Source organism: Pseudomonas sp. RGM2987 (assembly GCF_022952855.1).
Classification (GTDB): domain Bacteria; phylum Pseudomonadota; class Gammaproteobacteria; order Pseudomonadales; family Pseudomonadaceae; genus Aquipseudomonas.
The window spans coordinates 20092-46262 of the sequence record NZ_JALJDX010000185.1; the positions used below are offsets into that span (position 1 = coordinate 20092).

Genomic DNA, 26171 nt, shown 5'->3' on the forward strand with positions numbered 1-26171 from the left:
GAGCACCCATCGCCCTGCGGCACTGAGCCGGCGGCGTAGCTGGTAGACTCGATCACCTCCACTTACGAGAGGTATGCCCATGAGCGAGCCGATTCGCCTGACCCAGTACAGCCACGGTGCCGGCTGCGGCTGCAAGATCTCGCCCCAGGTGCTGGAAGTGATCCTGGCCGGCAGCGGTGCGCAGAACCTTGACCCGAGACTGTGGGTGGGCAATGCCTCCCGGGACGATGCCGCGGTGTACGCCATCGACGAGGAGCGCGGCGTCGTTTCGACCACCGATTTCTTCATGCCGATTGTCGATGATCCGTTCGATTTCGGACGCATCTCCGCCACCAACGCCATCAGCGATATCTACGCCATGGGCGGCGATCCGCTGATGGCCATTGCGATTCTCGGCTGGCCGGTCAACGTCCTGGCGCCCGAAATTGCCCGCGAGGTGATTCGCGGCGGTCGCTCGGTGTGTGACGAGGCCGGGATTCCCCTGGCCGGTGGGCATTCGATTGACGCCCCTGAACCGATGTTCGGCCTGGCCGTCACCGGCCTGGTGCAAAAACGCCATATGAAACGCAACGACACGGCGACCGTGGGTTGTCGCTTGTACCTGACCAAGCCCCTGGGGATCGGCGTCCTGACCACGGCGGAAAAGAAAGGCAAGCTGCGCGCCTCTGATGTCGGCCTGGCCCGGGACTGGATGTGCACGCTCAACAAGCCGGGCAGCCGCTTCGGCAAGCTTGCAGGCGTGACCGCGATGACCGATGTCACCGGCTTTGGCCTGCTCGGGCACCTTGTGGAAATGGCCGATGGCAGCCGGTGACGGCGCGCATCCGCTACGACGCGGTGCCACGCTTGCCAGGTGTCGAATATTACCTGGACCTGGGCTGCATGCCGGGCGGTACGCTGCGCAACTACGACAGCTACGCCAGCAAGGTCGGAAGGATCCAGGAGCTGCACAAGCGAGTGCTGTGCGACCCGCAGACCAGCGGCGGCCTGTTGATCGCCGTCACGGCCGATGGCGAAGCAGAGTTCCTGGCAGTCGCCGCTGAGCTGGGCCTGGCGCTGGAGCCGATTGGCGAACTGGTCGAGCGACAGAGCCACGCGGTCGAGGTGTCATGATGCCCAATGACGTCACCGATTACCGCGATATCTTCCTCAACGATCGACCGATGATGGACACCCGCGCGCCGGTCGAATTCCTCAAAGGCGCCTTCCCTGGCGTGGTCAATCTGCCGCTGATGACCGACATCGAACGGCAACGCGTCGGCACTTGCTACAAACAGCAGGGCCAGCAAGCGGCCATTGTTCTGGGGCATCAATTGGTGTCGGGCGCGACCAAGGCGCAACGCATCGAGGCCTGGGCCGAATTCGCCCGGACCCATCCTGATGGCGCGTTGTATTGCTTTCGCGGTGGCTTGCGTTCGCAGATCGTCCAGCAGTGGCTCAAGGCTGAGGCGGGTATCGACTATCCCAGGATCGGCGGTGGCTACAAGGCCATGCGCACATTCCTGCTCGGCACCCTCGAGCAGGCTGCCGCGCAGTGTGACCTGGTGCTGCTGGGCGGCATGACCGGCACCGGCAAGACAGATGTGCTGACGCAGTTGAATAACAGCCTGGATCTGGAACGCCATGCCAATCATCGTGGCTCCAGCTTCGGCCGGCGCGCCACGGGCCAACCTTGCAATATCGACTTCGAGAACCGGCTGGCGGTGGATGTGCTGAAAAAGCGCGCTGCCGGTATCGGGCAATTCGTGCTCGAAGATGAGAGTCGCATGATCGGCAGTTGCGCCTTGCCGCTGCCGCTGTACCAGCGCATGCAGCAGGTGCCGATGGTCTGGCTGGAAGACAGCCTTGAGCGACGGGTCGAACGGATTCTGCGCGACTACGTGATCGACCTGTGTGCCGAGTTCGTCGCCGTGCATGGCGACGAAGGTTTCTCACTGTTTTCCGAGCGGTTGCTGGCGAGCCTGGACAACATCCACAAACGCTTGGGCGGGGACCGCCATCGACGCTTGATGGAGATCCTGGAAGCCGCCCTGGCCGAGCAGGCCCGCAGTGGCGCCGTGGACTTGCATCGCGTCTGGATCGAGAGCCTGCTGCGTGAATACTACGACCCGATGTATGCCTATCAGCGGGAGAAAAAGGGCTTGCGGATCGAGTTCTCGGGAGAGCAGGCGGCGGTGTTGGCGTATTTGCGGGAGCGGGCGGTGAAGGCGGGTCAACCCCAATAATGCCGCCCACCACAACCCCTGTGGGAGCAGGCTTGCTCCGGGCGGCGATCCGACGAAAGCGGTGTGTCAGCTTGCATCCCTTTTGAATGTGCCGACGCCTTCGCGAGCAAGCCCGCTCCCACAGGATCTGTGGCGATCCGGCATCTGCTAAAGCACCACCGCCCCAACCAACCCGAACACAATCCCCACCACCATGGTCAGCACGGCCACAGTCACCAACACCCGCGCATCAAAGTCCCGGCGCAGCATCAGCAGCGAGGGCAGGCTGACGCTCGGCAGGGTCATCAACAGCGCCACGGCCGGGCCGGTGCCCATGCCCAGGGTCATCATGGTCTGCACAATAGGGATTTCTGCGGCAGTGGGAATCACGAACAGTGTGCCGACGACCGCCAAAGGCACCAGCCACAGCAGGCTGTCGGCCATGGCGCCGTCGACGTGAGGGAACAGCCAGACCCGCGCCGCGCCCAGCACCAGCACGGCCAGCACGTAGACCGGGATGGTGCTCCAGAACAGCTGCCAGAGGGTCCGGCCCCAGCGGGCCAGGAACGGTTGCTCATCCGCCGTGCTGGCCTCGGCCACCGCTTCAACCGCCGCCTCGGGCAGGGCATCGGGCCGTGCGATGCGCTGGGCCACCATCGACACGCCGAACACCAGCACGATACCCGCCACCAGCCGCAGGGCGGTGAAGCCCCAACCCAGTACGAAACCCATGAACACCAGAGTGGCGGGGTTGAGCACCGGATTGCCGATCCAGAAGGCCAGCGCCGCGCCCACCGACACGTTCTGCCGGCGCATGCCGGCCGCCACCGGCGCGGCGCAACATGAACACATCATGCCCGGCAGGGCGAACAGCCCGCCGCGCAGGGTCGAGGCAAAACCGGCCCGGCCGAACAGGCGCAGCAACCAGTCGCGGGGAATCAGCACTTGCAGCAGCGAGCCGAGGATCACCGCCAGCACCGCGGCCTTCCAGATCGCCAGGAAGTACACCCTGGCGTAGGCCAGTGCAGCGGTCAGTGGCGCCGTCTGGGCGTCGTTGAGGATCGAATTGCCAATGCTGTGGTTGTCGGCAGCGACAAACGCCTTGAGGTAGTAGGGCGACCATTTGACGTAGTACAGGCCGACGCAGGCGACCAGCAGGAACAGGGCGGGTTTCCACCAGAACGACCAGCCCCGGTGGGGAGCCGCAGAGGATACGGACATGGAGAAGTTCCAGGCAGTTGGACAAGTGCCCGCATCATAACCCAGCACGGCCAAAGCGCGATCCGCCCTGCCTGTGGGAAGTGCCGACAGATCAGGTCGGACAGGTGTCCTTGCCGTTGTCCAGGCCCTGCTTGTAGCTTTGGCTGCTCAGGCTGGCCTTGCCGTTGTGCCAGGTCAGGGTCAGTACGTACAGCGAATCGTAGTCGCCCGAGGCCCAGTCATCGGTAATCGTCTGTTTCTTGCCCACGGCCTCGCCGGCAACCGTATTGATCAGCTCCGGCAGGTAGCCATGGGACCAGGCGGTATAGATGGTGGAGTTGTGGTACTTGTCGTGCAGCAATTCCTCAGCCAGGTCGCTGGTGTCGTTGGCCGAGTAGTTGATATTCACCGGCAGCCCGAGCTTGATGGCGCTGGGACTGATGGTCATCAGTGGGCGGATGTAACTGTAGGAGTTGTCCAGCTCGCCCTCTTCGACATTGCGGGTAGGGTTGGCCGCGAACACATAGTCGGCCTTACCGAATTTTTCCGGCAGCAGAGTCGCCAGGTCGATGGCGCGGTTGAGCCCCTGGCAGTTGAGCTGGCCCAGGCCGCCGGCGGGTTTCTCGGCGTGGCGCAGGAACACCAGGGTCTGCACGCCGTCGGCCGGCTGGGCGCGGCTGACACCGGATTCCAGCACCAGCACCAGGCCACCGACCACCAGCAAGGTGGGCAGCACCAGCCAGGAACGGTGTTTGAAACGCTTGGCAAAATTCAGTGGATTGATCATCGAATAAGTTCTTCGGCTCTTTCGAATCAGGCTGACAAACCCTGGCACCGCGAAGCTCGTGGCCTCGGGTGTTTTCCCTGTCGATACGCCGCTTCGATTCCTCGGGGCATTGCTCAGAGTCCGTCGAGGCCCTTTGGTTCGATCCTGCGACGGGCTCCTTCCCGAAGTAAGGGGAACTTTAGCGACAGGATGTTGCGAAATTAAGAACAGCGGGATGAATCCATCGATCCATGAGACCGATGATTTAGATTATCCTCGGTCGCCTATCTCTCTAAGGCGTTCACGATCATGGCTGACTTGACCCCATTCCCCATCACCCAGAAATGGCCCGCCCAATACCCTGAGTGGATTCAGCTGTACTCCCTGCCGACCCCCAACGGCGTGAAAGTCTCGATCATGCTGGAAGAGATCGGTCTGCCGTACGAGCCGCACAAAGTCGACTTCGGCAGCAACGATCAGCTTTCCTCCGAGTTCCTGTCCCTGAATCCCAACAACAAGATCCCGGCGATTCTCGACCCCTATGGGCCGGGCGACCAGCCGTTGGCGTTGTTCGAGTCGGGGGCGATCCTGATTTACCTGGCGGACAAGAGCGGTCAGTTGCTGGCCCAGGAATCGGCGGCGCGCTATGAGACGATCCAGTGGCTGATGTTCCAGATGGGCGGGATCGGCCCGATGTTCGGGCAGTTGGGATTCTTCAACAAATTCGCCGGCAAGGATTACGAGGACAAGCGGCCCCGTGACCGGTACGTCGAGGAAAGCAAGCGCCTGCTCAAGGTGCTCGACGGTCGCTTGCAAGGACGGGACTGGATCATGGGCGAGCGCTACACCATCGCCGACATCGCCACTTTTCCCTGGGTGCGCAACCTGATCGGCTTTTATGAAGCGGGCGATCTGGTGGGCATCCAGAACTTCCCCAACGTGACGCGGGTGCTGGAGCGCTTCCTGGCGCGGCCGGCCGTGGCGCGCGGGTTGAAGATTCCGGAGTGAGTGAACATGGATCGTGCAGGAATGCGGCGTCGGCCTGGTTTGCCGTAGCGAGCCTGGCCTGGCATTCCTGGCGCCGCCGCTGCTCCGCCTTCGACCTATGTGGCCGCGGTGGTGACCTGCATCAATGGCTCGCTGACGCTGTGAAGGGATTATTGCCGGGCAGGTAACACTCTACTTACCAGCCTGCGTTTGTGCCTTGGGCGACCAGGGCATAAGCTTTGTCTCCTTCGATCCAGCGCCTTCTTGCTCAGGAGTCCCATGTCCAGCCAGTTCCCCGAAGCACGCCCACGCCGTCTGCGTCGCAATGCAAGCTTGCGCAGCCTGTTCCAGGAAACCGAGTTCAGCCTGAACGACCTGGTGCTGCCGATTTTCGTCGAGGAAGAAATCGACGATTTCGTGCCGATCAAGAGCATGCCCGGCGTGGTGCGTATCCCTGAGGCTAGGCTGGCCAGCGAGATCGAACGCTATGCCCGTGCCGGCATCAAGTCAGTGATGACGTTTGGCGTGTCCCATCACCTGGACAGCGACGGCAGCGATACCTGGAACGAGCGCGGCCTGGTGGCGCGCATGGCCGCGATCTGCAAGGACGCGGTGCCGGAGATGATCGTGATGTCCGACACCTGCTTTTGTGAGTACACCGATCACGGTCACTGCGGCGTGCTCCATGGGCACGAAGTGGACAACGACCGGACCCTGGTCAACCTCAGCAAGCAAGCGGTCGCGGCAGCCCGTGCCGGGGCCGATGTGATTGCCCCGTCGGCGGCCATGGATGGCCAGGTCCAGGCGATTCGCCAAGCCCTGGATGAAGCCGGCTTCAGCCAGACGGCCATCATGGCGTACTCGACCAAGTTCGCCTCGGCACTCTACGGACCGTTCCGCGAGGCCGGTGGCAGTGCCCTGAAGGGCGATCGCAAGAGCTACCAGATGAACCCGATGAACCGCCGCGAAGCCTTGCGCGAATCGTTGCTCGACGAACAGGAGGGCGCCGATGCACTGATGGTCAAGCCGGCCGGTGCCTACCTGGATATCATCCGCGACATCCGCCAGGCCTCGAACCTGCCGCTGTCGGCCTACCAGGTCAGCGGCGAGTACGCGATGATCAAGTTCGCCGCCCAGGCCGGGGCCATCGACGAAGCCCGCGTGGTACGCGAGAGCCTCGGTGCGATCAAGCGGGCAGGCGCCGACCTGATCTTCACCTACTTTGCGATGGACCTGGCGCTGGGCGGGATCTGATCCACGCCATTGCCCTGTGGGAGTTTGCGCTGCCCTGAAAATCCAAGCCCACCCACAGAGTCCTGTGGGAGTTTGTGCTGATCTGGAACTCAAGTCCGACCCGGATCCCTGTGGGGGCGAGCTTGCTCCGGGCGGCGATCCGACGATGCCGCCAGTACAGCCACCGCCGTCCCCCAACTCAGCCCATCACTCCGGCAACCTGGCAATCACCTTGATCTCGAAATCAAACCCATAGAGCCACGTCACCCCCACCGCCGTCAGCGTCGGATGCGGTGCATTGCCCCAGAACTCAGGCACGACCTTCCAGATCGTCTCGAACTTCGCTTGCGGATCGACCATGAAGACGGTGACGTCCACCACATGGTCAAACGTGCAATCAGCGGCCGCGAGGATCGCCTTGAGATTATTGAACGCCCGCCGGGTCTGCTCTTCCAGGTCCGCCTCCGGCGAGCCATCTTCGGTGCTGCCCACTTGTCCCGAGACAAACAGAAAGCCATTGGAACGGATCGCCGGTGAATACCGGTTGCGCTCATAAAGCGCTTGGCGCCCGGCCGGGAAAACTACGTCACGCTGTGCCATAACCACCTCCATCAAGGGCCTGTTGGGGCCCGAATCAACGATGAAAGTCACTTTAGGGTCTTGTGCCGGGACGATAAACGAGCAACCTTGGCGATCACTGTTTGTAAAACCCAAACAATCGACGCTGTGACCGGGGCAAAAATGGACCGTTTCGACGCGATGCAGGCATTCGTGCGGGTGGTGGAGGCGGGCAGCTTCACCAAGGCTGCCGAAACGCTGCACATGAGCAAGACCACCATCACCCAACTGGTGCAGCAGCTGGAGGCACGGCTTCGGGTCAAGCTGCTCAACCGCACCACGCGTAAAGTCAACGTCACCGCCGACGGCGCGGCCTTCTATGAGCGAGTGATCCGCTTGCTGGCCGACATGGACGATGCCGAGACCAGCCTCTCCGGCGCCCAAGCATTGCCCAGGGGCCGGTTGCGAGTGGACGTGCCGAGCCCGCTGGCCGCGATGATCCTGGTACCGGCCTTGCCTGCGTTCTACGAGCGCTACCCGGACATTCAGATCGACCTGGGGGTGAGTGATCGCATCGTCGACATCATCGATGAAAACGTCGATTGTGTTGTGCGCGGCGGCGAGCTGACGGACCAGTCGCTGATCGCCCGACGCATCGGCGACCTTGCCTTGGGCGTCTACGCCGCACCGAGCTACCTGGCGCGCATGGGCATCCCGGCGCATCCGTTGGAGCTGGAAGATTCGGCCCATCGCATCGTCGGCTTCCTATGGGCGCGCACCGGCAAACCGGTGCCGTACGCCATGCACAATCACCACGAGCACCTGCACATCAAAGGCCGCTACGCCCTGGCGGTCGACGATGGCAACGCTTATCTTGCCGCCGGTCTGGCGGGGCTGGGCGTGCTGTGGCTGCCCACCTACATGTCCAGGCGCCACGAAGCGCAGGGCGAACTGCTGCCGTTGTTCCAAGACTGGCGACTCGACCCGATGCCGCTGTACATTGCTTACCCGCCGAACCGGCATATCAGTGCCAAGCTGCGGGTGTTCATCGACTGGATTGTCGAGCTGATGGCGCAGCAGGCGCCTGTCACTATCAAGGGAAGTGTCGAATGATCGCAGAAGGGATCGCTGTGCTGTTGGAATACGCCATTTACCTGGCACCGGGCCTCGTACTCTTTGGCTTGTGGTTTGGTCTGACGCCCAGGAGCCAGACAGGACTGCGTATCCTGATTCTGGTGTTGGCATTCGTGCTGATGCGTGACGTCATGACCCCGCTGCAAATGTGGCGGCTCAATGGCAATTTGCAGATCGGATTTCTCGCCAACCCGTTCGTGCTGGCCATGTTGGGCGGTTCGTCGCTGATGCTGGTCGCGCTGATCCCTCGCGGGTTGCCGGATTTGTGGCGGTTGGTTGTTCTATTCAAGGGTAACCGGCTGGCCGGCCCGGTCGTGGGCATAGTCGTCGGATGTTTGATCGGTTTCCCACTGCGCCTTTCCCAAGGCGCTGATCCAGCGGCAACTGCGGACTACTGGACCTGGTTGCCCGGCATGGCGATGCTCGCCTATGGGGCCAACGCGCTGGAGGAGGTGCTGGTTCGTGGTTTCTTGCAAGGGTATCTGGAGCAGCACGCCAGTGCGCTGCGAGCAGCGTTGCTCAGCGCCCTGACGTTCTCGGCATTGCATGCCTTCCTCGCCCTGAGCGTCACCCAGCTCGGCTGGCCTATCTTGCTGTTCACCTTGGTTGAGGGCGTGGCGTGCGGGCTCGTTCGCATGCGCTATGGCGTGGTTGCGTCGACGGCGACCCATGGGACTGCGATATTGCTGATTGCGGTGCCGATGGTGGGGGCATAGGAATTAAACCAAGCGCGGGCAGGGGAGTCGAAGGTGCATCCGAACATGTGATTGTTGAGGAGACCTACCATGGACCCATTCGCCGGCAGTTGCCTGTGCGGTAACGTTCGTATCCAGGCCTCAGGGCGCCCCTACCGGGTTGGCCTGTGTCACTGCCTCGACTGTCGCAAGCACCACGGCGCGCTGTTTTTCGCCGCGGCGGTGTTCCCGATGGAGGCGGTAACCATCGAGGGTGAGACCCGGGACTATGCCGGGCGTTTTTTCTGCCCTCGCTGTGGCTCGTCGCTTTTCGCCTGTAGCAGCGATGAAATCGAGATCCACCTGGGCATCCTCGATGCCCCCGATCAACTGGTGCCCACTTATGAAAGCTGGACCGTGCGCCGTGAGTCCTGGCTGCCGCCGTTCCCGCTCAGGCATTACGCACATGACCGTGAGGGCAGCGGGCGGTTCGAGGAGTAGGGCGGTCAACCGAACCCGACAATCGCCTTGATCTCCAGGTATTCCTCGAACCCATGCACGCCATACTCCCGGCCATTGCCTGAGCGCTTGTAGCCGCCGAACGGTGCCATGGGATTCCACGCCGGGTAATTGAGCAACACCTGGCCGGAGCGGATTCGCGACGCAACGCTGCGGGCCAGTTCAAGGTCCTGGGATTGCACGTGCGCCCCCAGCCCATAAACGGTGTCGTTGGCGATGGCGACGGCTTCGTCCACGGTGTCATAGGCGATGATGCACAGCACTGGACCGAAGATTTCTTCCTGGGCGATGCGCATGCTGCTGTCGACATTGGAGAAAATCGTCGGGCGGGTGTAGAAGCCTTTTTCGAAGCCTTGCACTCGCCCAGGTCCGCCACACAGCAGTTTCGCACCTTCGTCCAGGCCGACCTCGATCATGGTTTGCACACGATGGAATTGAGCCTCGTTGGCGATGGGGCCGAGCACGGTGCCCTCTAACAACGGGTCACCGACGATGATGGCGTTGGCAGTAGCGGCGGCGAGTGCCTCGACTTCCGCCAGTCGGTTTCTCGGCACGATCATCCGGGTCGGCGCGCTGCATGACTGGCCGACATTACGAAACGCCGACATCACGCCGGGCGGCACGGCCTTGGCGAAGTCGGCGTCCGGCAGCAGGACGTTAGGCGACTTGCCGCCCAATTCCTGGGTCACGCGTTTGACCGTCGGCGCGGCGGCCTGGGCCACCAATGCACCGGCGCGGTTCGAGCCGGTGATGGAAATCATGTCGATGTCGGGATGCGCAGCCATGGCCGCGCCGACTTCGGCACCGCTGCCGTTCACCAGGTTGAAGACCCCGGGCGGCAGGCCGGCGTCATGCACCAGTTGGGCGAACAGCAGGGCGCTCAGCGGTGACAGTTCGCTGGGTTTGAGCACTACCGTGCAGCCAGCGGCAATCGCCGGGGCGACCTTGGCGGTGATCTGATACAGCGGCCAGTTCCACGGCGTGATCAGGCCGCACACGCCGATGGGTTCGCGATCCACAGCGGTGCCGTTCTCCACCCGGCGGAAACGGTAGGTGGACAGCAGGTCGCACGCCACCCGCACGTGTTCGGCCGCCAGCGGCACCTGCATGACCCGGGCGAAACTGATGGCTGCGCCCATTTCCAGCGATAGCGCCTGGGCCAGGGCTTCCTGGCGTTCGAGGATCAACTCATGAATCTTGCCGAGGATCAGCGCGCGGGAGTCCACCGGGGTTGCGGACCAACCGGGAAACGCTGCACGTGCGGCTGCCACCGCGCGGTCAACATCCTCGCTGGAGCCTCGGGCGACCTCAGCGATGACTTCCTCGGTCGCCGGGTTGACCACCGGCAGCGTCGCCGGGTCTACCGGCAGCGACCATCGGCCATTGATATAAAGCTGCCCGGATATTTGTGGGTCGACGCTGTGGTGGTTCAAAGAAAGGTTTGTCATCCAGCAGGCTCCTCTAGAGCGTTCCAAGGCGTTGCATGCAGCAGCGCGCAATGCCGTTTTCTGCTGGATAAATTAACAAAGCGGGCCGGACCGAATGTGCCGTTCTCGGGCCCGGCACAGGACAAATCTGCTGTATCTGCCAGGCTGACTTGGCGAAGACGTCGGCACATCCGACATCTCCACAAGCTGACCCACCGCATCGCGAGCAAGCTCGCTCCCACAGTGGACCTGCGTGGACGCCGAATCCGTGTACACCCATAACCCTGTGGGAGCGGGCTTGCCCGCGAAGACGGCGGCACATCCAACATCTCTACAAGCTGACCCACCGCTTTCGCGAGCAAGCCCGCTCCCACAGTGGATTTGCGTGGACGCCGAATCCGTGTACACCCATAACCCTGTGGGAGCGGGCTTGCCCGCGAAGACATTGGCACATTCAACATCTCTACAAGCTGACCCACCGCTTTCGCGAGCAAGCCCGCGAAGACATTGGCACATCCAACATCTCTACAAGCTGACCCACCTCCGTAAGGCGCAGATTCTGCCGCCAAATGCCTTCCAGGGCCTTGATTTGCGCACCAGAACGGCCCGTAAAGCCACATAAACCGGGTGAAACGCCCAGCCCTGGCGCATCCCGCAAAGTCTGCTGAGCGGGCCCCGCAAAACGGTGGTTTGTACCAAGCGGCCGGTATTTTTAACGATTTATCCACGGTCTCATGGTGTTGTAATGAAAACGTGATGCAGCGTTGCACCGGTGCTTCACGAACAGCGTCAATGTTTGCTTCGTCATGCCTTCTACAACAATCCAGGACCGCACTCATGAGCTTTCTTCGACCCAAGTACATCACCTTCGACTGCTACGGCACGTTGACCAATTTCCAGATGGGCACCATGACCCGCGAGCTGTTCGCCGACCGGGTCGACGCCGGGCAGATGGACCAGTTCGTCAAGGACTTCTCCGCTTATCGCCTGGATCAGGTGATGGGCGACTGGCGGCCGTATGATGAAATCATCAAGACCTCCCTGATGCGGGTCTGCAAGCGTTGGAACGTCGAATACCGCGGCGAAGGCCAGCTTTTCTACGACGCCGTTCCAACCTGGGGCCCCCACGCCGATGTGCCGGCGGGCCTGTCGAAAATCGCCGACAAGATCCCCCTGGTGATTTTTTCCAACGCGATGGACGAGCAGATCATGTCCAACGTCGAGAAGCTCGGCGCGCCTTTCCATAAAGTCTTCACCGCCCAGCAGGCCCAGGCCTACAAGCCGCGCCTGGCGGCCTTCGAGTTCATGCTCGACAACCTCGGCTGCGGGCCGGAAGACGTCTTGCACGTGTCGTCCAGCTTCCGCTACGACCTGATGTCTGCCCACGACATGAAGATCAAGAACAAAGCCTTCGTCGCCCGTGGTCATGAACAACCGGCCAACGCGGTGTACGGCTACCAGCAGATCCCGGACATCAGCGGTCTGGCCGCGCTGGTCGGGCTCTGAGTCCAGGCGCTCTTGAACGGGAAAGGGGTTGGATATGGGCAATGAGTCCTATTGGCTCGATACCGCACCGGCGTTCACGGGTGCACAGCTCGGTGGCTTGCCCGGGCAGGTCGATGTCGCCATCGTCGGCGGCGGCTTGACCGGTTTGGCGGCCGCGCGGGCCCTGGCCTTGAAGGGCGCCAGCGTGGCGTTACTGGAAGCGGGCAGGGTGATTGGTGAGGCATCGGGGCGCAACGGCGGACATTGCAGCACCGGCGTTGCCCAGGATTACACCGCGCTCACCGCCAGCCTCGGTGCCGATAAGGCCCGTGCCTATTACCAGGCTTATGAAAGCGCCGTACAAAGCGTCGTTTCGCTGGTGGAGCAGGAAGCGATTGCCTGCAACCTGACGCGCAACGGCAAGCTCAAGTTGGCCGCCAAACCGATGCACTACGAAGGCTTGGCGCGCACCTGTGAACTGATCCGCAAGGAAGTCGACGCCGACGTTGAGTTGCTGTCCGTCCAGGAGACCCGGGAGGAAGCCAATTCGGCGCAATTTCACGGCGGCCTGCTGCAGCGCAACGGCGTGCAAATGCATGTCGGGCGCTTCGGTGTCGGCCTGGCCGAGGCTGCTGCGCGTCACGGCGCGTTGATCTTCCAGGGCGTCACGGTGAAAGACTGGACGGCCCGCTCTGGCGGCTATCAGGTCAACACCAGCAAGGGCTCGTTGCAGGCCTCGCAGGTTCTGTTGGCCACCGGCGCCAGCCAGCAAGGCGGCTTGGGCTGGTATCGGCGGCGGATCGTTCCGGTGGGCAGTTTCGTGATCGCCACCGAGGTGCTCTCCGACGCGCTAATCGACAGCCTGTTGCCGGCGCGCCGCTCCTATGTCACCAGTCGGATGATCGGTAACTACTTTCGCCTGACCCCGGACAACCGCCTGCTGTTTGGCGGACGGGCGCGGTTTGCCATGTCCGACAGCGTTTCCGACGCCAAGAGCGGCAAGGTGCTGCAAGCGGCGATGGTGCAGATGTTCCCGCAGTTGGCGAACACCCGGATCGACTATTGCTGGGGAGGTCTGGTGGACATGACCTCCGATCGCCTGCCCCGGGCCGGCCAGCATGGCGGGGTTTTCCACTCCATGGGCTACAGCGGCCATGGCGTGCAGATGTCGGTGCACATGGGCCAGGTCATGGCCGAGGTCATGGCTGGCAAAGTCGAGGCCAACCCCTGGCGCGAGCTCGACTGGCCGGCGATCCCCGGACATTTCGGCAAGCCGTGGTTCTTGCCCCTGGTCGGTGCGTATTACCGCTTGCAGGACTACCTGCACTGAGTTGCATGGCGTTGTTTGGCGTTACAACACGTTGCGTTGATCGCACGTAATCGAGCCCTATCATTTTCCGAAAGGTAGAACTGACATGAGTGACACTAAAAACGGCATCAAAGACCAGTTGATCACCGGTACAGAAAGTCTGCGGGTTTTCGAAGGGCTCAATCGCGGCATGTCCCGCCGCCATGCATTGCAGATGCTCGGCTTGGCCGGGGTGGCCGCAGCGGGCGCCGGCAGTCTGTTCGGCGCTGCCGGCAAGCTGCTGGCCGATGACGAGGCGAGCGCCGGCAAAGGCAAGCCCGGCGGGAGGATCCGCGTCGCCGGTATTTCCAGCTCGACCGCCGACACCCTGGATCCGGCCAAAGGCTCGTCGTCCACCGACTACGTGCGTCACTACATGTTCTACAACGGCCTGACCCGCTTCGACAGCCACATGGTGCCGCAACTGGAACTGGCCGAACGCATCGACACCACCGATGCCACGCTCTGGGTGATCACCCTGCGCAAAGAGGTGACTTTCCACAACGGCAAGGGCCTGACCGCCGCCGACGTGGTGTTCTCGCTGATGCGCCACAAGGATCCGCTGACCGGCTCCAAGGTCCTGCCGCTGGCGGAGCAGTTCGCCGAGGTCAAGGCCACCGGCATCCACGAAGTGCAGATCCGCCTGAGCGGGCCGAATGCCGAGCTGCCATCGATCCTCGCGGTGTCGCACATGTTGATCGTTCCCGAGGGCACCAGCGACTTCAACCAGGGCATCGGTACCGGCCCGTTCAAGGTCAAGGAATTCAAGCCCGGCGTTCGTTCTGTCGGTGCGCGCAATACCAACTATTGGAAGCCCGGCCTGCCGTACCTGGACGAGATCGAGTTTATTGGCATCGCCGACGAGCCGTCGCGGGTCAATGCGTTGTTGTCCGGCGACGTGCAGATCATCAACGAGGTCAACCCGCGCTCGACCACGCGCATCAAGGACAGCGCCAAACACCGTGTCGTGGACTCGCCATCGGGCAACTACACCGACCTGATCATCCGCCAGGACCAGATGCCCGGCCAGAGCCCGGAATTCACCGAGGCCATGAAGCTGTTGCTCGACCGCGAGCAGGTCAAGTCGGCGATCTTCCGTGGCTTTGCCCGGGTCGGCAACGATCACCCGATTGCCCCCGGCTCACGTTTCTACAACGCCGAGCTGCCGCAACGCACCTACGATCCCGAGAAGGCGCGCTTCCTGTTGAAGAAGGCCGGGATGGAAAGTATCAGCATGCCGGTCATGTGCTCGCCGGCCGCCACCGGTTCGGTGGACGTGGCGGTGCTGTTGCAACAGTCGGCCAAGGAAGCCGGGCTCAAGCTCAACGTCAACCGTCTGCCGAGCGACGGCTACTGGTCCAATCACTGGGCCAAGCACCCGCTGAGTTTCGGCAACATCAACCCGCGCCCCAACGCCGACATGCTGTTCTCGCAGTTCTTCCAGTCCACCGCGCCGTGGAACGAGTCCGGCTGGAAAAACGAACAGTTCGACCAGTTGCTGGTCCAGGCCCGGGGCGAGACCGACGAGGCCAAGCGCGGCAAGATGTATGCGGACATGCAGACCCTGGTGCATGACCACAGTGGCATTGGCATCCCGGTGTTCATCAGCAACATCGATGGCGTCGACCAGCGCGTGAAGGGCTACGGCACCAACCCGCTGGGTGGCTTCATGGGTTACATGTTCGCCGAGCAAATCTGGCTGGACGCCTGATGATCATCGGGTTCTCGTTCTGGCGAGGCAGCGCAGGAGGGTGGGCAGATGAATAGCAACACACTGTGGTTGATCGGCCGGCGCCTGGGCGCCGCCGTGGTGACCCTGTTGATTGTATCGATGGTGGTGTTCGCCATCACGGCGGTATTGCCGGGGGACGCGGCACAGCAGTCCCTCGGACAGTTCGCCACGCCGGAACAGGTCGCGGCCCTGCGGGTGAAAATGGGCCTGGATCAGCCGGGTGTGTTGCGGTATCTGCACTGGTTGATGAGCCTGCTCAGCGGCGACATGGGCACCTCGGTGTCCAATGCCGTGCCGGTCACCGAACTGATGGCCGGCCGGGTGCCCAATACGCTGATGCTGGCAGCCGCCACCGCGCTGGTGTCGGTGCCCGTGGCACTGGTCCTGGGCATCGGTTCGGCCATGGGGCGGGGTGGTCGTCTCGACGGCTTCATGAGCTTCTTTACCCTGATGATGGTGGCCGTGCCGGAATTCCTGGTCGCCACCCTGGCCGTGCTGATATTCGCGGTGAACCTGGGCTGGCTGTCCGCGCTGTCCTATTCCAGCGAGATCACCTCGCCGTGGCAATTCATGCGCACCTATGCCTTGCCGGTGATGACCCTGTGCTGTGTGATCGTCGCGCAAATGGCCCGCATGACCCGGGCTGCGGTGATCGATCAGCTCGACAGCCCGTATGTGGAAATGGCTCGCCTCAAAGGCGTGAGCCGGGTGCGGGTGGTCTTGCGCCATGCCTTGCCCAACGCCATCGGGCCAATCGCCAATGCGATTGCCTTGAGCCTGTCCTACCTGCTGGGCGGGGTGGTGATCGTCGAGACGATCTTCAACTATCCCGGCATCGCCAGCCTGATGGTCGATGCCGTGACCAACCGTGACATGGCGTTGGTCCAGGCCTGCACCATGCTGTTTTGCACGGCGTACCTGGCGTTGGTACTGATTGCCGACCTGTGCGCGATCCTTTCCAATCCGAGGCTGAGAAATCAATGAACAATCTCATTGGAAAACCCCAGACGGCGGCCGTCGCGCTGGCGTTGGGCAAAGACCCTCACGGCTCGTCCTGGCTCGGACTGATCGGCGCGGCGATGTGTGCAATCTGGTTGCTGGTGGCGATCTTCGGTCCCTGGCTGGCACCGCATCCGGTGGGCGAAGTGGTCTCTGACAATGTCTTCGACAGCCTCAGCGCCGCTTACCCGCTGGGCACCGATTACCTGGGGCGCGACATGCTCAGCCGCATCCTGGTGGGCGCGCGCTTTACGGTGGGCCTGGCGTTGGTGGCGGCGGTGTTGTCCAGTGGTCTTGGGACCACGTGCGCGCTGCTGTCGGTGGTGTCGCCCAAGTGGCTGGATGAGCTGATCAGCCGCCTGATGGACGCCTTCATTTCGATCCCGAGCAAGATGCTGGCGCTGATCATGGTCTCGGCATTTGGCTCATCGGTAACCTTGCTGGTGTGCACGGCGGTGCTGAGCTATACGCCGGGCGCGTTCCGTATCGCCCGCAGCATGGCGGTGAACATCGAGGCCCTGGAGTACGTGCAAGTGGCGCGGACCCGCGGCGAGCGTCGGCTGTACATCGCTTGTGTGGAAATCCTGCCCAACATGCTCAACCCGGTGCTGGCTGACCTGGGCCTGCGCTTTGGTTTCATCGTGCTTTTGCTCAGCGGCATGAGTTTCCTCGGCCTCGGAGTGCAACCACCGGATGCCGACCTGGGTTCGCTGGTGCGTGAGAACATCGGTGGCCTGACCCAGGGCGCGCCGGCCATCGTGCTTCCGGCTTTGGCCATCGGCACCCTGACCATTGGCGTCAATCTGTTTATCGACCGCCTGTCATCGCGGCGTAACCGGCGCACGGGAGGCCATTGATATGAGCGAATTGATCCGAGTCGAGAACTTGCGCGTGACCGCTTGCGGCGAGCGCGGCGAAGTGGACATCGTCAAGGGCGTGAGCTTCTCCCTGGAAAAGGGTGAAGTGCTGGCATTGATCGGCGAGTCCGGATCCGGCAAGACCACCATCGCCCTGGCGCTGCTCGGTTATGCCCGACGCGGTTGTCGCCTGGCCGGCGGGGTGGTGCAGATCGGTGAGCATGACATGCTGGCCTTGAGCGAGAGCCAGCTGCAAGGCTTGCGCGGCAATCGGGTGTCGTACATCGCCCAAAGCGCCGCCGCTGCTTTCAACCCGGCCAAAAGGCTGATCGACCAGGTGGTGGAGGGCGCATTGATCCATGACCTGGGCAGCCGTGCCACCCTTGAAGCCAAGGCCATGGAGCTGTTCCGTGACCTGGCCTTGCCCAACCCTGAGCGCATCGGCCGGCGCTATCCCCATCAAGTCTCCGGCGGGCAATTGCAACGGGTGATGGCGGCCATGGCGCTGATCAGCGACCCGTTGCTGGTGGTGCTCGATGAGCCGACCACCGCCCTGGATGTGACCACTCAGATCGACGTGCTGCGCGCTTTCAAGCGCGTGGTGCGCGAACGTGGCGCGACGGCGGTCTACGTGTCCCACGACTTGGCCGTAGTAGCGCAAATGGCCGACCAGATCGTGGTGCTCAATGGCGGGCAGATCTTCGAACACAGCGCCACCGCCCCATTGCTCAAAGGCCCGGCCCACGCGTACACCCGCAGCTTGTTGGCCGCAGCGCGACCGGACACGACCATTCGCCCGCCCTGCGGCGTGGCTGAAGATACACCGCTGTTGACCATCAAGGGCTTGACCGCCGGCTACGGCAACAAGAACCAGCACGGCATGCCGACGATCCGGGTGCTGGAAGACATCGACCTGACCGTGCGCAGGGGCCAGGCCATTGGGGTGATCGGCGAGTCTGGTTCCGGCAAATCGACCCTGGCCCGGGTGGTGGCGGGGCTCCTGACTCCGGCCCTCGGTGGGCTGACGTTTGACGGCCAGCCCCTGGGCGGCAGCCTGTCGGCGCGCACCGACGAGCAGTTCCGGCGGATCCAGATGGTCTTCCAGAACGCCGACACCGCGCTCAACCCGATGCACAGCATCAGCACCATCCTTAGCCGGCCGTTGAAAATGTATTTCGGCCTCAAGGGCACCGCGCTGCGCGAGCGTATCGCTGAATTGCTGGATCTGGTGCGCCTGCCCCGGGACATCGCCGAGCGTCGCCCCAGCGAACTCTCCGGCGGGCAAAAACAGCGGGTCAACCTGGCCCGGGCCCTGGCCGCCAAGCCGGACCTTATTTTGTGCGATGAAGTGACCTCGGCGCTCGACACCGTGGTCGGCGCGGCGATCCTCGAACTGCTACGCGACCTGCGCCAGCAACTGGGGGTTTCGTACCTGTTCATCAGCCACGACATCTCCACGGTGCGCGCGCTGTGCGATGACATCGTGGTGATGTACAGCGGCCACAAGGTCCAGGCCGGCACCCGGCAATCCTTCGCCCAGGCGCCGTTCCATCCGTACACCGACCTGCTGATCCACTCGGTGCCGGAGATGCGCCAGGGTTGGCTGGAAAGTTGTGGCGCCACCACCTGCGGCACGCTGCCGGCCTTGGGCCCAAGGACCGCTGCGGCGGACCTTTGCACGTTCCTCGACCGCTGCCCGGTGCGGGTCGACGGGGTGTGCAACCACAGCACGCCGCCACGACGGATCATCGACGGCGGCAGTGAAGTGCTCTGTCATCACGACAGCGCTGAGTTGCTCAAGAGCCAGCAGGATTCAAACAGCATGATCGTGGGAGCCTACGCATGAGTGCCCGTTTCGTGAGGCTGGCCGAACAGGGCCGGCCCGTCGTCAAGTTGACCGTCGATGGCGTGCCCGTCGAAGCATTGCAGGGCGACACCCTGATGGTGGCGCTGCTGACCCAGGGGCCGGCGTTGCGCCAGTCGGAGTTCGACCCCGGCAGCCGCGCCGGTTTCTGCCTGATGGGCGCCTGCCAGGATTGCTGGGTCTGGACCCGCGGCGGCGAGCGCCTGCGTGCCTGTTCCAACGAGGTGCGCGAAGGGCTGGACATCATCACCAAGCAACCGGAGGCAATATGGCCACTGCGCGGCTGAACACTCAGCGAATCGTCATTGTCGGCGCCGGGCCGGCCGGGGTGCGTTGCGCCGAGACCCTGGTCGCGGCGGGCTTCAAGCCGATCCTGATTGACGAGAACCGGCGTGATGGCGGGCAGATCTATCGCCGCCAGCCCGAAGGATTCACCCGCAGCTACGCGACGCTGTACGGCACCGAAGCGGCCAAGGCCCAGAGCCTGCACGAAAGCTTCGACCACCTGCGGCCACAGGTCGACTACCGGCCGGACACCCTGGTCTGGAACCTGACACCGGGCCAACTGTGCTGCGTCAGCCAGGGCCGGCACACCACGGTGGATTACGACGCGCTGATCCTTTGTACCGGCGCCACCGATCGGTTGATGCCGGTCGAAGGCTGGCAACTGGGCGGCACCTACAGCCTCGGCGGGGCGCAGATCGCCTTGAAAGCCCAGGCGGTTTCCATTGGCCGGCGCGTGGTGTTCATGGGTAGCGGGCCGTTGCTGTACCTGGTTGCCAATCAGTACGTGAAAGCCGGGGCCACGGTCGCCGCCGTGCTGGACACTTCGCCCCTGGGCAATCGTCTCAAGGCCTTGCCCAAACTCATGGCGCGCCCGGGACTGCTGTTCACCGGCATGAAGCTGCTGGCGCAGCTGTATCGGGCGAAGATCCCGGTGCACCTGGGAATTTCACCCCTCAAGGTACTCGGCGAGGCGGTTAGCGGCGTCAGTGGCGTGCAGGTGCGCACCGCTAACGGCGAGACCCTGACCGTGGACTGCGACGCGCTGGCACTGGGTTACCACTTGCGGCCGGAAACTCAACTGGCTGACCTTGCAGGCTGTCGCCTGCGCTTTGACGAGGCCTCCAGCCAATGGTGGCTGGACACGGACGAAGAGGGCCGGACTTCGGTCAGTGGTGTCTATGCTGCCGGCGACGGTTCGAAGATCCGCGGTGCCGATGCCGCCGAGCACGCCGGGCGGCTGGTCGCCCTGGCGCTGCTGAGCGACCTGCAACAGTCGGTGGACGCCGCACAGCTTGGTGAGCATCGCCAGGCGCTGAAAGTCATGGATGCGTTTCGCCTCGGCCTGGCTCAGGCATTCCCCTGGCCTTCGGAGCAAGCCAAGGCCTTGCCGGACGAAGCCATTGTCTGCCGGTGCGAGATGATCAGCGCGGGCGAGTTGCGCCGCACCGTCAGTGAGAAAGGCGCCTGCGAGGTCAACCGCGCCAAGGCTTTCAGCCGGGTCGGCATGGGCCGTTGCCAGGGCCGGTATTGCTCCCAGGCCGGCGCCGAGGTGATTGCCGCGGCGGCCGGTGTCGATGTGCAGCAGGTCGGACGCCAGCGTGGACAAGCCCCGGTGAAACCGCTTTCGATGCTCACCCAGGAGGTGTCGTCATGACCCCGGATAAAGCCGATGTGGTGATTGTCGGCGGTGGGCTGATGGGCTCGGCGACCGCGTTTTTCCTGCGCCAGCGCGGGCAGTCGGTGATCCTGCTGGAGCGCGACCAGATCGGTCAGTACGCCAGCGGCGTGAACTTCGGCAACGTGCGGCGCCAGGGACGCTACCTCGGGCAACTGGCGCTGGCGAACCGCTCCTTCGCGCTGTGGAAGCGTCTGCCGGAGTTGATCGATGACGACCTGGAATTCATCGCCAGCGGGCACATGCGCGTGTGCTATCGCGAAGATGAAATCCCTGAACTTGAGGCCTACGCGGCTGCACCCGAGGCGGCGCAGCTGGATTTGCAGATTTATCGCGGCAAGGAGCTGCATGAGCGTTTTCCGTTCCTCGGCAAGGAGGTGAAGGGCGGCTCTTATGCGCCCCACGACGGTCACGCCAACCCGCGCCTCGCCGCCCCGGCCTTTGCCCGGGCAGCACGCCGCTTGGGTGCACACATCGAGGAACGCACTGAAGTGGCCGAGGTGCAGAAAGTCGCTGGCGAATTCCGCATCAGCACCACCGATGGCCGCCAGTTCAGCGCCGCCCAGTTGTTGATCACCGCCGGTGCCTGGGGCGAGAAACTCTCGGCGCAGTTCGGTGAGCCGGTGCCGCTGGAGACCAACGGCCCGCAGATGGCAGTGACCGAACCGGTGCCTTACGCCTTGCCAACGGTGATCGGGGTCTACACTAAAATCCCTGAAGAGGTGATCTATTTCCGTCAGATCCCTCGGGGCAACATCATCATCGGTGGCGGCTATCGCAGCAAACCGGACATGCTCAACCGCCGGGCCTATGTCGAGCCGCGCAGTACCCTCAATCAGCTGGACCAGATGCGGCGCTTGCTGCCGGGTATTGGCAATCTGAACATCATTCGCGTATGGAGCGGCATCGAAGGCTATCTGTCGGACTCGCTGCCGGTCATGGGCCGCAGCGGCAACGTCGATGGCTTGTACTACGCGTTCGGTTTCAGCGGCCATGGTTTCCAGCTCGGCCCTGGGGTCGGTGACGTGATGGCCGAACTGATCAGCACCGGCAGCACCAGCACCTCGATCGAACCGTTTTCCGTCAGTCGGTTCGCCCCTTCCGCTGAACGGAGCAAGGCCTCATGAAACCCCGGGTACTGGCCATTTTCGAACGCCTGCTGGCGTTCGAAACGGTCTCTTCAGAATCGAACCTGGCCCTGATCGAGTACGTGCGCGAGCTGTTGCTGGGCAAGGGCATCGAGTCGCTGATCGTCAAGGATGAAAGCGGCAAGAAGGCCAACCTGTTTGCCAGCACCGGGCCACGGGAATTGCCCGGCGTCTTGCTCTCCGGGCACACCGACGTGGTGCCGGCGACGGGGCAGGCCTGGACGGTCCCGGCGTTCCAGGCGACGCTGCGCGACGGACGGGTCTACGGGCGCGGCAGCTGCGACATGAAAGGCTTCATCGCCCTGGCTGTCGACGCCATGCTCGAAGCCGCCGACCACGCGTTGAACCGGCCGTTGCAACTGGCGCTTTCCCACGATGAGGAAATCGGTTGTGTGGGGGTGCGTCGCCTGCTTGACGTGCTGCACCTGGCGCCGGTGCGGCCGTTCCTGTGCGTGATCGGCGAGCCGACCAACATGCAGTTCGTGCTCGGGCACAAGGGCAAGGGCTCCTATCGCACTTACTGCCGGGGCCTGGAGGCGCATTCGTCGCTGGCGCCTCGTTCGGTCAACGCGATCCACGTGGCCTGCGATTTCATCGCCGCGTTGCGCCAGAGCCAGCAGCAGTTGCAGGAGCAAGGCGCCCAGGATACCGATTACGATGTGCCCTACAGCACCGTGCATGTCGGGCAGATTACCGGTGGCAAGGCGCTGAACATCGTGCCCAACCTGTGCACCCTGGATTTCGAAGTGCGCAACCTGCCGGCCGATGACCTGGAGCTGTTCCTGGAACAGTTGCGTGAGCGTGCCGAAGCCATCGTGCGCGAGGCGAAAAAGCTCTCCAGCGTGGCCGATATCGAGATCCAGACCTTGAATGTCTATCCAGGCCTGGACACCCATCCGAGCGTGGAAGCGGTGCGCTTTTTGAAAAACTTCGCCGCTCCGGATATCGGTACCGCCAAAGTCTCCTTCGGCACTGAAGGTGGCTTGTTCAAGCAGCGGCTGGATGTACCGGTGGTGGTCTGCGGCCCGGGCTCCATCGAACAGGCGCACAAGCCCGACGAGTTTATCGAGGTCAGCCAGATGGACGCCGGCGAACGCTTTCTCGAAGGATTGCTGGGGTCGTTGAAGCTATAACCAACTTCCAAGCCAACCCAGTTCCCTGTGGGAGCGGGCTTGCTCGCGAAAACGGTGTGTCATCCAGCGATGTGCCAACTGATGCACCGCCTTCGCGAGCAAGCCCGCTCCCACAAGGGATCTGTGACGTGCACGAAATTTTTATCCACTCAGAACCCTTGTGGGAGCGAGCTTGCTCGCGATTGCGATCTGACATTCAACATCGCCGCCGACTGACCCACCGCATCGCGAGCAAGCTCGCTCCCACACGGGGTTGGCGGTGTTGCTGATGCCTCGGTAGAGCCTGCTGCTTCAGAATAAATTACAGCATCCAACACTGCCCAAACCGCGCTTTCAGCATCCTGCCCCGTGGCATCTCCCTAGACTGGAATCACCCTCGGAACAGGACACGACCATGCTCAAGAATCGCTTGAAAGACCCCAGCCTATTGGCAGATCTGGCTTATATCGACGGGCAGTGGCTCGGCGCGGACGATGCCGCCACCCTGGACGTCATCGACCCGGCCAGCGGCGAGTTGCTCGCCCGGGTGCCGGCCATGCAGGGCGTCGAAACCCGCCGCGCCATCGAGGCCGCCGAGCGCGTGTGGCCGGCGTGGCGGGCGCGTCCGGCGGCGGAGCGTGCGGCGCTGCTTGAGCGTTGGTATCAAGCCATGATGGACAACCTCGACGACCTGGCGTTGATCATGACCTGCGAGCAGGGCAAGCCGCTGGCCGAAGCCCAGGGCGAGATCCGCTACGGCGCCGGTTTCGCCAAATGGTTTGCCGAGGAAGCGCGCCGGGTGTATGGCGAAACCATTCCGACCCCCAGCGGCGACCGTCGCCTGCTGACGCTCAAGCAACCGGTGGGCGTGTGTGCCGCGATCACCCCGTGGAATTTCCCCAATGCGATGATCACCCGCAAATGCGCGCCGGCCCTGGCGGCGGGTTGCCCTGTCGTCGTCAAGCCGTCGGACCTGACGCCCTTGTCGGCCTTGGCCCTGGCGGTGCTGGCCGAGCGGGTCGGGATCCCGGCCGGGGTGTTCAACGTGGTGACCGGGCTGCCGGCCGGCATCGGCGAAGAACTGACCGGCAACCCGACGGTGCGCAAGATTTCCTTCACCGGCTCCACCGCAGTCGGCCGCCTGCTGATGCGCCAGAGCGCCGAACACATCAAGTGCTTGAGCCTGGAACTGGGTGGCAATGCGCCCTTTATCGTGTTCGACGACGCCGACCTGGAACAGGCCGTGACCGGGATCATGCTGAGCAAGTTTCGCAACGCCGGCCAGACCTGCGTGTGCGCCAACCGCATCCTGGTGCAGGATGGCATCTACGAACGCTTCGCCGAGCGCTTGGTGCAAGAGGTGGGCAAGCTCAAGGTGGGCAACGGCCTGGAGGCCGGCGTGACGATCGGCCCGCTGATCAACCTGGCGGCCGTCGGCAAGGTCGCCCGGCATATCGATGACGCCTTGAGCCAGGGTGCACGCCTGCTCTGTGGCGGGGTCCCGGATGGCGCCAGTCAGTTCGTCGAGCCGACGGTCTTGGGCGAGGCCCATGCCGGGATGTTGCTGGCGAATGAGGAAACCTTCGGCCCCGTTGCGCCGTTGATGCGTTTTAGTACCGAGGAAGAGGCGCTGGCCCTGGCGAACGCCACGCCGTATGGCCTGGGTGCGTATTTCTTCACCCAGGACCTGCGCCGTTCATGGCGTTTCGGCGAGGCGCTGGAGTTCGGCATGGTCGGCCTCAATACCGGGATCATTTCCATGGAAGTCGCGCCGTTCGGTGGCATCAAGCAATCGGGCCTGGGTCGCGAAGGCAGCAAGTACGGCCTGGATGAATACCTCGAAGTCAAAGCCTTCCACATCGGCGGGTTGTGATGCGGCTATCGTTTGAACAGACACCAGGGAGCCACGATCAATGAGCAAACCATTCAGAATCGCCGCCATCGCCGGCGATGGTATCGGCAAGGAAGTCCTGCCAGAGGGGCTGCGGGTATTGGAGCAGGCCGCACAGAAATGGCAGCTGGACCTGAGCATCGAAGTGCTCGATTGGGCCCACTGCGATTACTACCTGGAGCACGGGCAGATGATGCCCGACGACTGGTTCGAACAACTCAAGGATTTCGACGCGATCTACTTCGGCGCCGTCGGCTGGCCGGACAAGGTGCCGGACCACATTTCCCTGTGGGGCTCGCTGCTCAGATTCCGTCGCGACTTCGACCAGTACGTGAATATCCGCCCGGTGCGGCTGTTTCCCGGCGTGCCGTGCCCGCTGGCCGGACGCGAGCCGGGGGACATCGACTTCGTGGTGATCCGCGAGAACACCGAGGGCGAATATTCATCCGTCGGCGGCAAGATGTTCGAAGGCACCGAGCACGAGTTCGTGCTCCAGGAGTCGGTGTTCACCCGGCGTGGCGTGGACCGCATCCTCAAGTTCGCCTTCGACCTGGCCCAGACCCGGCCGCGCAAGCGCCTGACGGCAGCGACCAAGTCCAACGGCATCTCCATCAGCATGCCGTACTGGGACGAGCGCACGGCGTTGATGGCCGAGCAGTACCCGCAGGTGACATGGGACAAGCAACACATCGATATCCTCTGCGCCCGTTTCGTGTTGCAGCCGGACCGTTTCGATGTGGTGGTGGCTTCGAACCTGTTCGGCGACATCCTCTCCGACCTCGGCCCGGCCTGCGCCGGCACCATCGGCATCGCACCGTCGGCCAACCTCGATCCACAACGGCGCTTTCCGTCGCTGTTCGAGCCTGTGCACGGTTCGGCACCGGATATTTATGGAAAGAACATCGCCAACCCGATCGCGATGATCTGGTCCGGCGCGCTGATGCTCGATTTCCTCGGCAACGGCGACGAGCGCTACCGGGCGGCCCATGACGGGATTCTCCAGGCCATCGAGCAGGTCATCGCCCAAGGTCCGATCACCCCTGACCTGGGCGGCCAGGGTTCGACCCAGGAGGTCGGCGCGGCGATTGCCGCAGCGCTCTGATCGTTAACCCGCCTGACGAACCTGCGACACCTTTGCCTGCTCACACTGCGGGCTTTTTTAATCATCGCAGCAGGCCCCGCCACAAAACCCTGTGGGAGCCGGGCTTGCTCGCGATAGCGGCCTGTCAGGCGCAATGATGTTGGATGTGCCGCCGTCATCGCGAGCAGGCTCGCTCCCACAGGTTCTTGTGCCGACCACCAGACTGAATACACCTGCGATCTACTGTGGGAGCGGGCTTTCAAGCCAAAGC

22 protein-coding genes and 1 pseudogene are annotated in these 26171 nt (G+C 63.2%); 19 read left to right on the forward strand and 4 right to left on the reverse strand.

Annotated elements, in window-relative coordinates:
* Positions 1-79 precede the first annotated feature (79 nt).
* Positions 80-1113: pseudogene (gene selD / locus RGM2987_RS11905) on the forward strand (selenide, water dikinase SelD).
* Positions 1113-2225: a tRNA 2-selenouridine(34) synthase MnmH gene (gene mnmH / locus RGM2987_RS11910; protein WP_245141206.1), complete on the forward strand. Its 1113-nt coding sequence runs from the start codon at positions 1113-1115 to the stop codon at positions 2223-2225. The pseudogene selD and the gene mnmH overlap by 1 nt, the downstream one beginning before the upstream one ends.
* A 147-nt stretch (positions 2226-2372) precedes the next feature.
* Here the strand turns inward: mnmH and RGM2987_RS11915 are convergent, their stop codons facing one another.
* Positions 2373-3425, reverse strand: a complete 1053-nt coding sequence (locus tag RGM2987_RS11915; protein ID WP_245141149.1) for a permease — start codon at positions 3423-3425, stop codon at positions 2373-2375.
* 91 nt (positions 3426-3516) lie between these two features.
* The gene (locus RGM2987_RS11920; protein ID WP_245141151.1) at positions 3517-4191 is read right to left on the reverse strand and encodes a histidine phosphatase family protein; all 675 of its coding nucleotides are present in this window, start codon (positions 4189-4191) and stop codon (positions 3517-3519) included.
* Between the two features lie 288 nt (positions 4192-4479).
* On the opposite strand from RGM2987_RS11920, the gene RGM2987_RS11925 reads away from it, so the two are divergent.
* Together RGM2987_RS11925 and hemB are read left to right on the forward strand one after the other, a co-directional pair.
* The gene (locus RGM2987_RS11925) at positions 4480-5178 is read left to right on the forward strand and encodes a glutathione binding-like protein (protein WP_245141153.1); all 699 of its coding nucleotides are present in this window, start codon (positions 4480-4482) and stop codon (positions 5176-5178) included.
* Positions 5179-5436: 258 nt separating this feature from the next.
* Positions 5437-6411, forward strand: coding sequence for a porphobilinogen synthase (gene hemB / locus RGM2987_RS11930; protein ID WP_245141155.1), 975 nt, complete (start codon positions 5437-5439; stop codon positions 6409-6411).
* A 186-nt stretch (positions 6412-6597) separates the two neighbouring features.
* On the opposite strand, the gene RGM2987_RS11935 is transcribed toward hemB, so the two are convergent.
* Positions 6598-6990 (reverse strand): RidA family protein, encoded by a 393-nt coding sequence (locus RGM2987_RS11935; RefSeq protein ID WP_245141157.1) that lies wholly within the window; start codon positions 6988-6990, stop codon positions 6598-6600.
* Between the two features lie 141 nt (positions 6991-7131).
* Here RGM2987_RS11935 and RGM2987_RS11940 point away from each other — a divergent pair, with 141 nt between their 5' ends.
* The 3 genes from RGM2987_RS11940 (at position 7132) to RGM2987_RS11950 (ending at position 9257) form a co-directional block, all read left to right on the forward strand.
* On the forward strand, positions 7132-8061 hold the full coding sequence (locus RGM2987_RS11940) for a LysR family transcriptional regulator (protein WP_245141159.1): 930 nt from the start codon (positions 7132-7134) through the stop codon (positions 8059-8061).
* On the forward strand, positions 8058-8798 hold the full coding sequence (locus tag RGM2987_RS11945) for a CPBP family glutamic-type intramembrane protease (RefSeq protein ID WP_245141162.1): 741 nt from the start codon (positions 8058-8060) through the stop codon (positions 8796-8798). Before RGM2987_RS11940 ends, RGM2987_RS11945 begins: the two co-directional genes overlap by 4 nt.
* A 69-nt stretch (positions 8799-8867) precedes the next feature.
* A complete protein-coding gene (locus tag RGM2987_RS11950) occupies positions 8868-9257 on the forward strand; it encodes a GFA family protein (RefSeq protein WP_245141166.1) in 390 nt (129 codons plus the stop codon).
* Positions 9258-9262: 5 nt separating this feature from the next.
* On the opposite strand, the gene RGM2987_RS11955 is transcribed toward RGM2987_RS11950, so the two are convergent.
* On the reverse strand, positions 9263-10723 hold the full coding sequence (locus tag RGM2987_RS11955; protein ID WP_245141173.1) for an aldehyde dehydrogenase family protein: 1461 nt from the start codon (positions 10721-10723) through the stop codon (positions 9263-9265).
* Positions 10724-11539: 816 nt separating this feature from the next.
* Here RGM2987_RS11955 and RGM2987_RS11960 point away from each other — a divergent pair.
* From RGM2987_RS11960 to RGM2987_RS12015, 12 genes are all read left to right on the forward strand, one after another.
* Positions 11540-12208: a haloacid dehalogenase type II gene (locus tag RGM2987_RS11960; protein ID WP_245141175.1), complete on the forward strand. Its 669-nt coding sequence runs from the start codon at positions 11540-11542 to the stop codon at positions 12206-12208.
* Positions 12209-12242: 34 nt separating this feature from the next.
* Positions 12243-13517, forward strand: a complete 1275-nt coding sequence (locus RGM2987_RS11965; RefSeq protein WP_245141179.1) for an FAD-binding oxidoreductase — start codon at positions 12243-12245, stop codon at positions 13515-13517.
* An 85-nt stretch (positions 13518-13602) separates the two neighbouring features.
* Positions 13603-15246, forward strand: a complete 1644-nt coding sequence (locus RGM2987_RS11970; protein WP_245141182.1) for an ABC transporter substrate-binding protein — start codon at positions 13603-13605, stop codon at positions 15244-15246.
* 48 nt (positions 15247-15294) lie between these two features.
* Positions 15295-16251, forward strand: coding sequence for an ABC transporter permease (locus tag RGM2987_RS11975; protein ID WP_245141184.1), 957 nt, complete (start codon positions 15295-15297; stop codon positions 16249-16251).
* Positions 16248-17123: an ABC transporter permease gene (locus tag RGM2987_RS11980; protein ID WP_245141186.1), complete on the forward strand. Its 876-nt coding sequence runs from the start codon at positions 16248-16250 to the stop codon at positions 17121-17123. The genes RGM2987_RS11975 and RGM2987_RS11980 overlap by 4 nt, the downstream gene beginning before the upstream one ends.
* Position 17124: 1 nt before the next feature.
* Positions 17125-18969: an ABC transporter ATP-binding protein gene (locus RGM2987_RS11985; RefSeq protein WP_245141189.1), complete on the forward strand. Its 1845-nt coding sequence runs from the start codon at positions 17125-17127 to the stop codon at positions 18967-18969.
* On the forward strand, positions 18966-19274 hold the full coding sequence (locus RGM2987_RS11990; protein ID WP_245141192.1) for a (2Fe-2S)-binding protein: 309 nt from the start codon (positions 18966-18968) through the stop codon (positions 19272-19274). Before RGM2987_RS11985 ends, RGM2987_RS11990 begins: the two co-directional genes overlap by 4 nt.
* Positions 19256-20647, forward strand: coding sequence for an FAD-dependent oxidoreductase (locus RGM2987_RS11995; protein WP_245141194.1), 1392 nt, complete (start codon positions 19256-19258; stop codon positions 20645-20647). The genes RGM2987_RS11990 and RGM2987_RS11995 overlap by 19 nt, the downstream gene beginning before the upstream one ends.
* Positions 20644-21795 (forward strand): FAD-binding oxidoreductase, encoded by a 1152-nt coding sequence (locus tag RGM2987_RS12000; RefSeq protein ID WP_245141197.1) that lies wholly within the window; start codon positions 20644-20646, stop codon positions 21793-21795. Before RGM2987_RS11995 ends, RGM2987_RS12000 begins: the two co-directional genes overlap by 4 nt.
* Positions 21792-22949: an acetylornithine deacetylase gene (argE, locus tag RGM2987_RS12005; protein WP_245141200.1), complete on the forward strand. Its 1158-nt coding sequence runs from the start codon at positions 21792-21794 to the stop codon at positions 22947-22949. The genes RGM2987_RS12000 and argE overlap by 4 nt, the downstream gene beginning before the upstream one ends.
* Before the next feature lie 394 nt (positions 22950-23343).
* Positions 23344-24801 carry an NAD-dependent succinate-semialdehyde dehydrogenase gene (locus tag RGM2987_RS12010; RefSeq protein ID WP_245141202.1) on the forward strand — a complete coding sequence of 486 codons (1458 nt, stop codon included), beginning with the start codon at positions 23344-23346 and terminating at the stop codon, positions 24799-24801.
* A 40-nt stretch (positions 24802-24841) separates the two neighbouring features.
* The gene (locus RGM2987_RS12015) at positions 24842-25921 is read left to right on the forward strand and encodes a tartrate dehydrogenase (protein WP_245141204.1); all 1080 of its coding nucleotides are present in this window, start codon (positions 24842-24844) and stop codon (positions 25919-25921) included.
* Positions 25922-26171 lie beyond the last annotated feature (250 nt).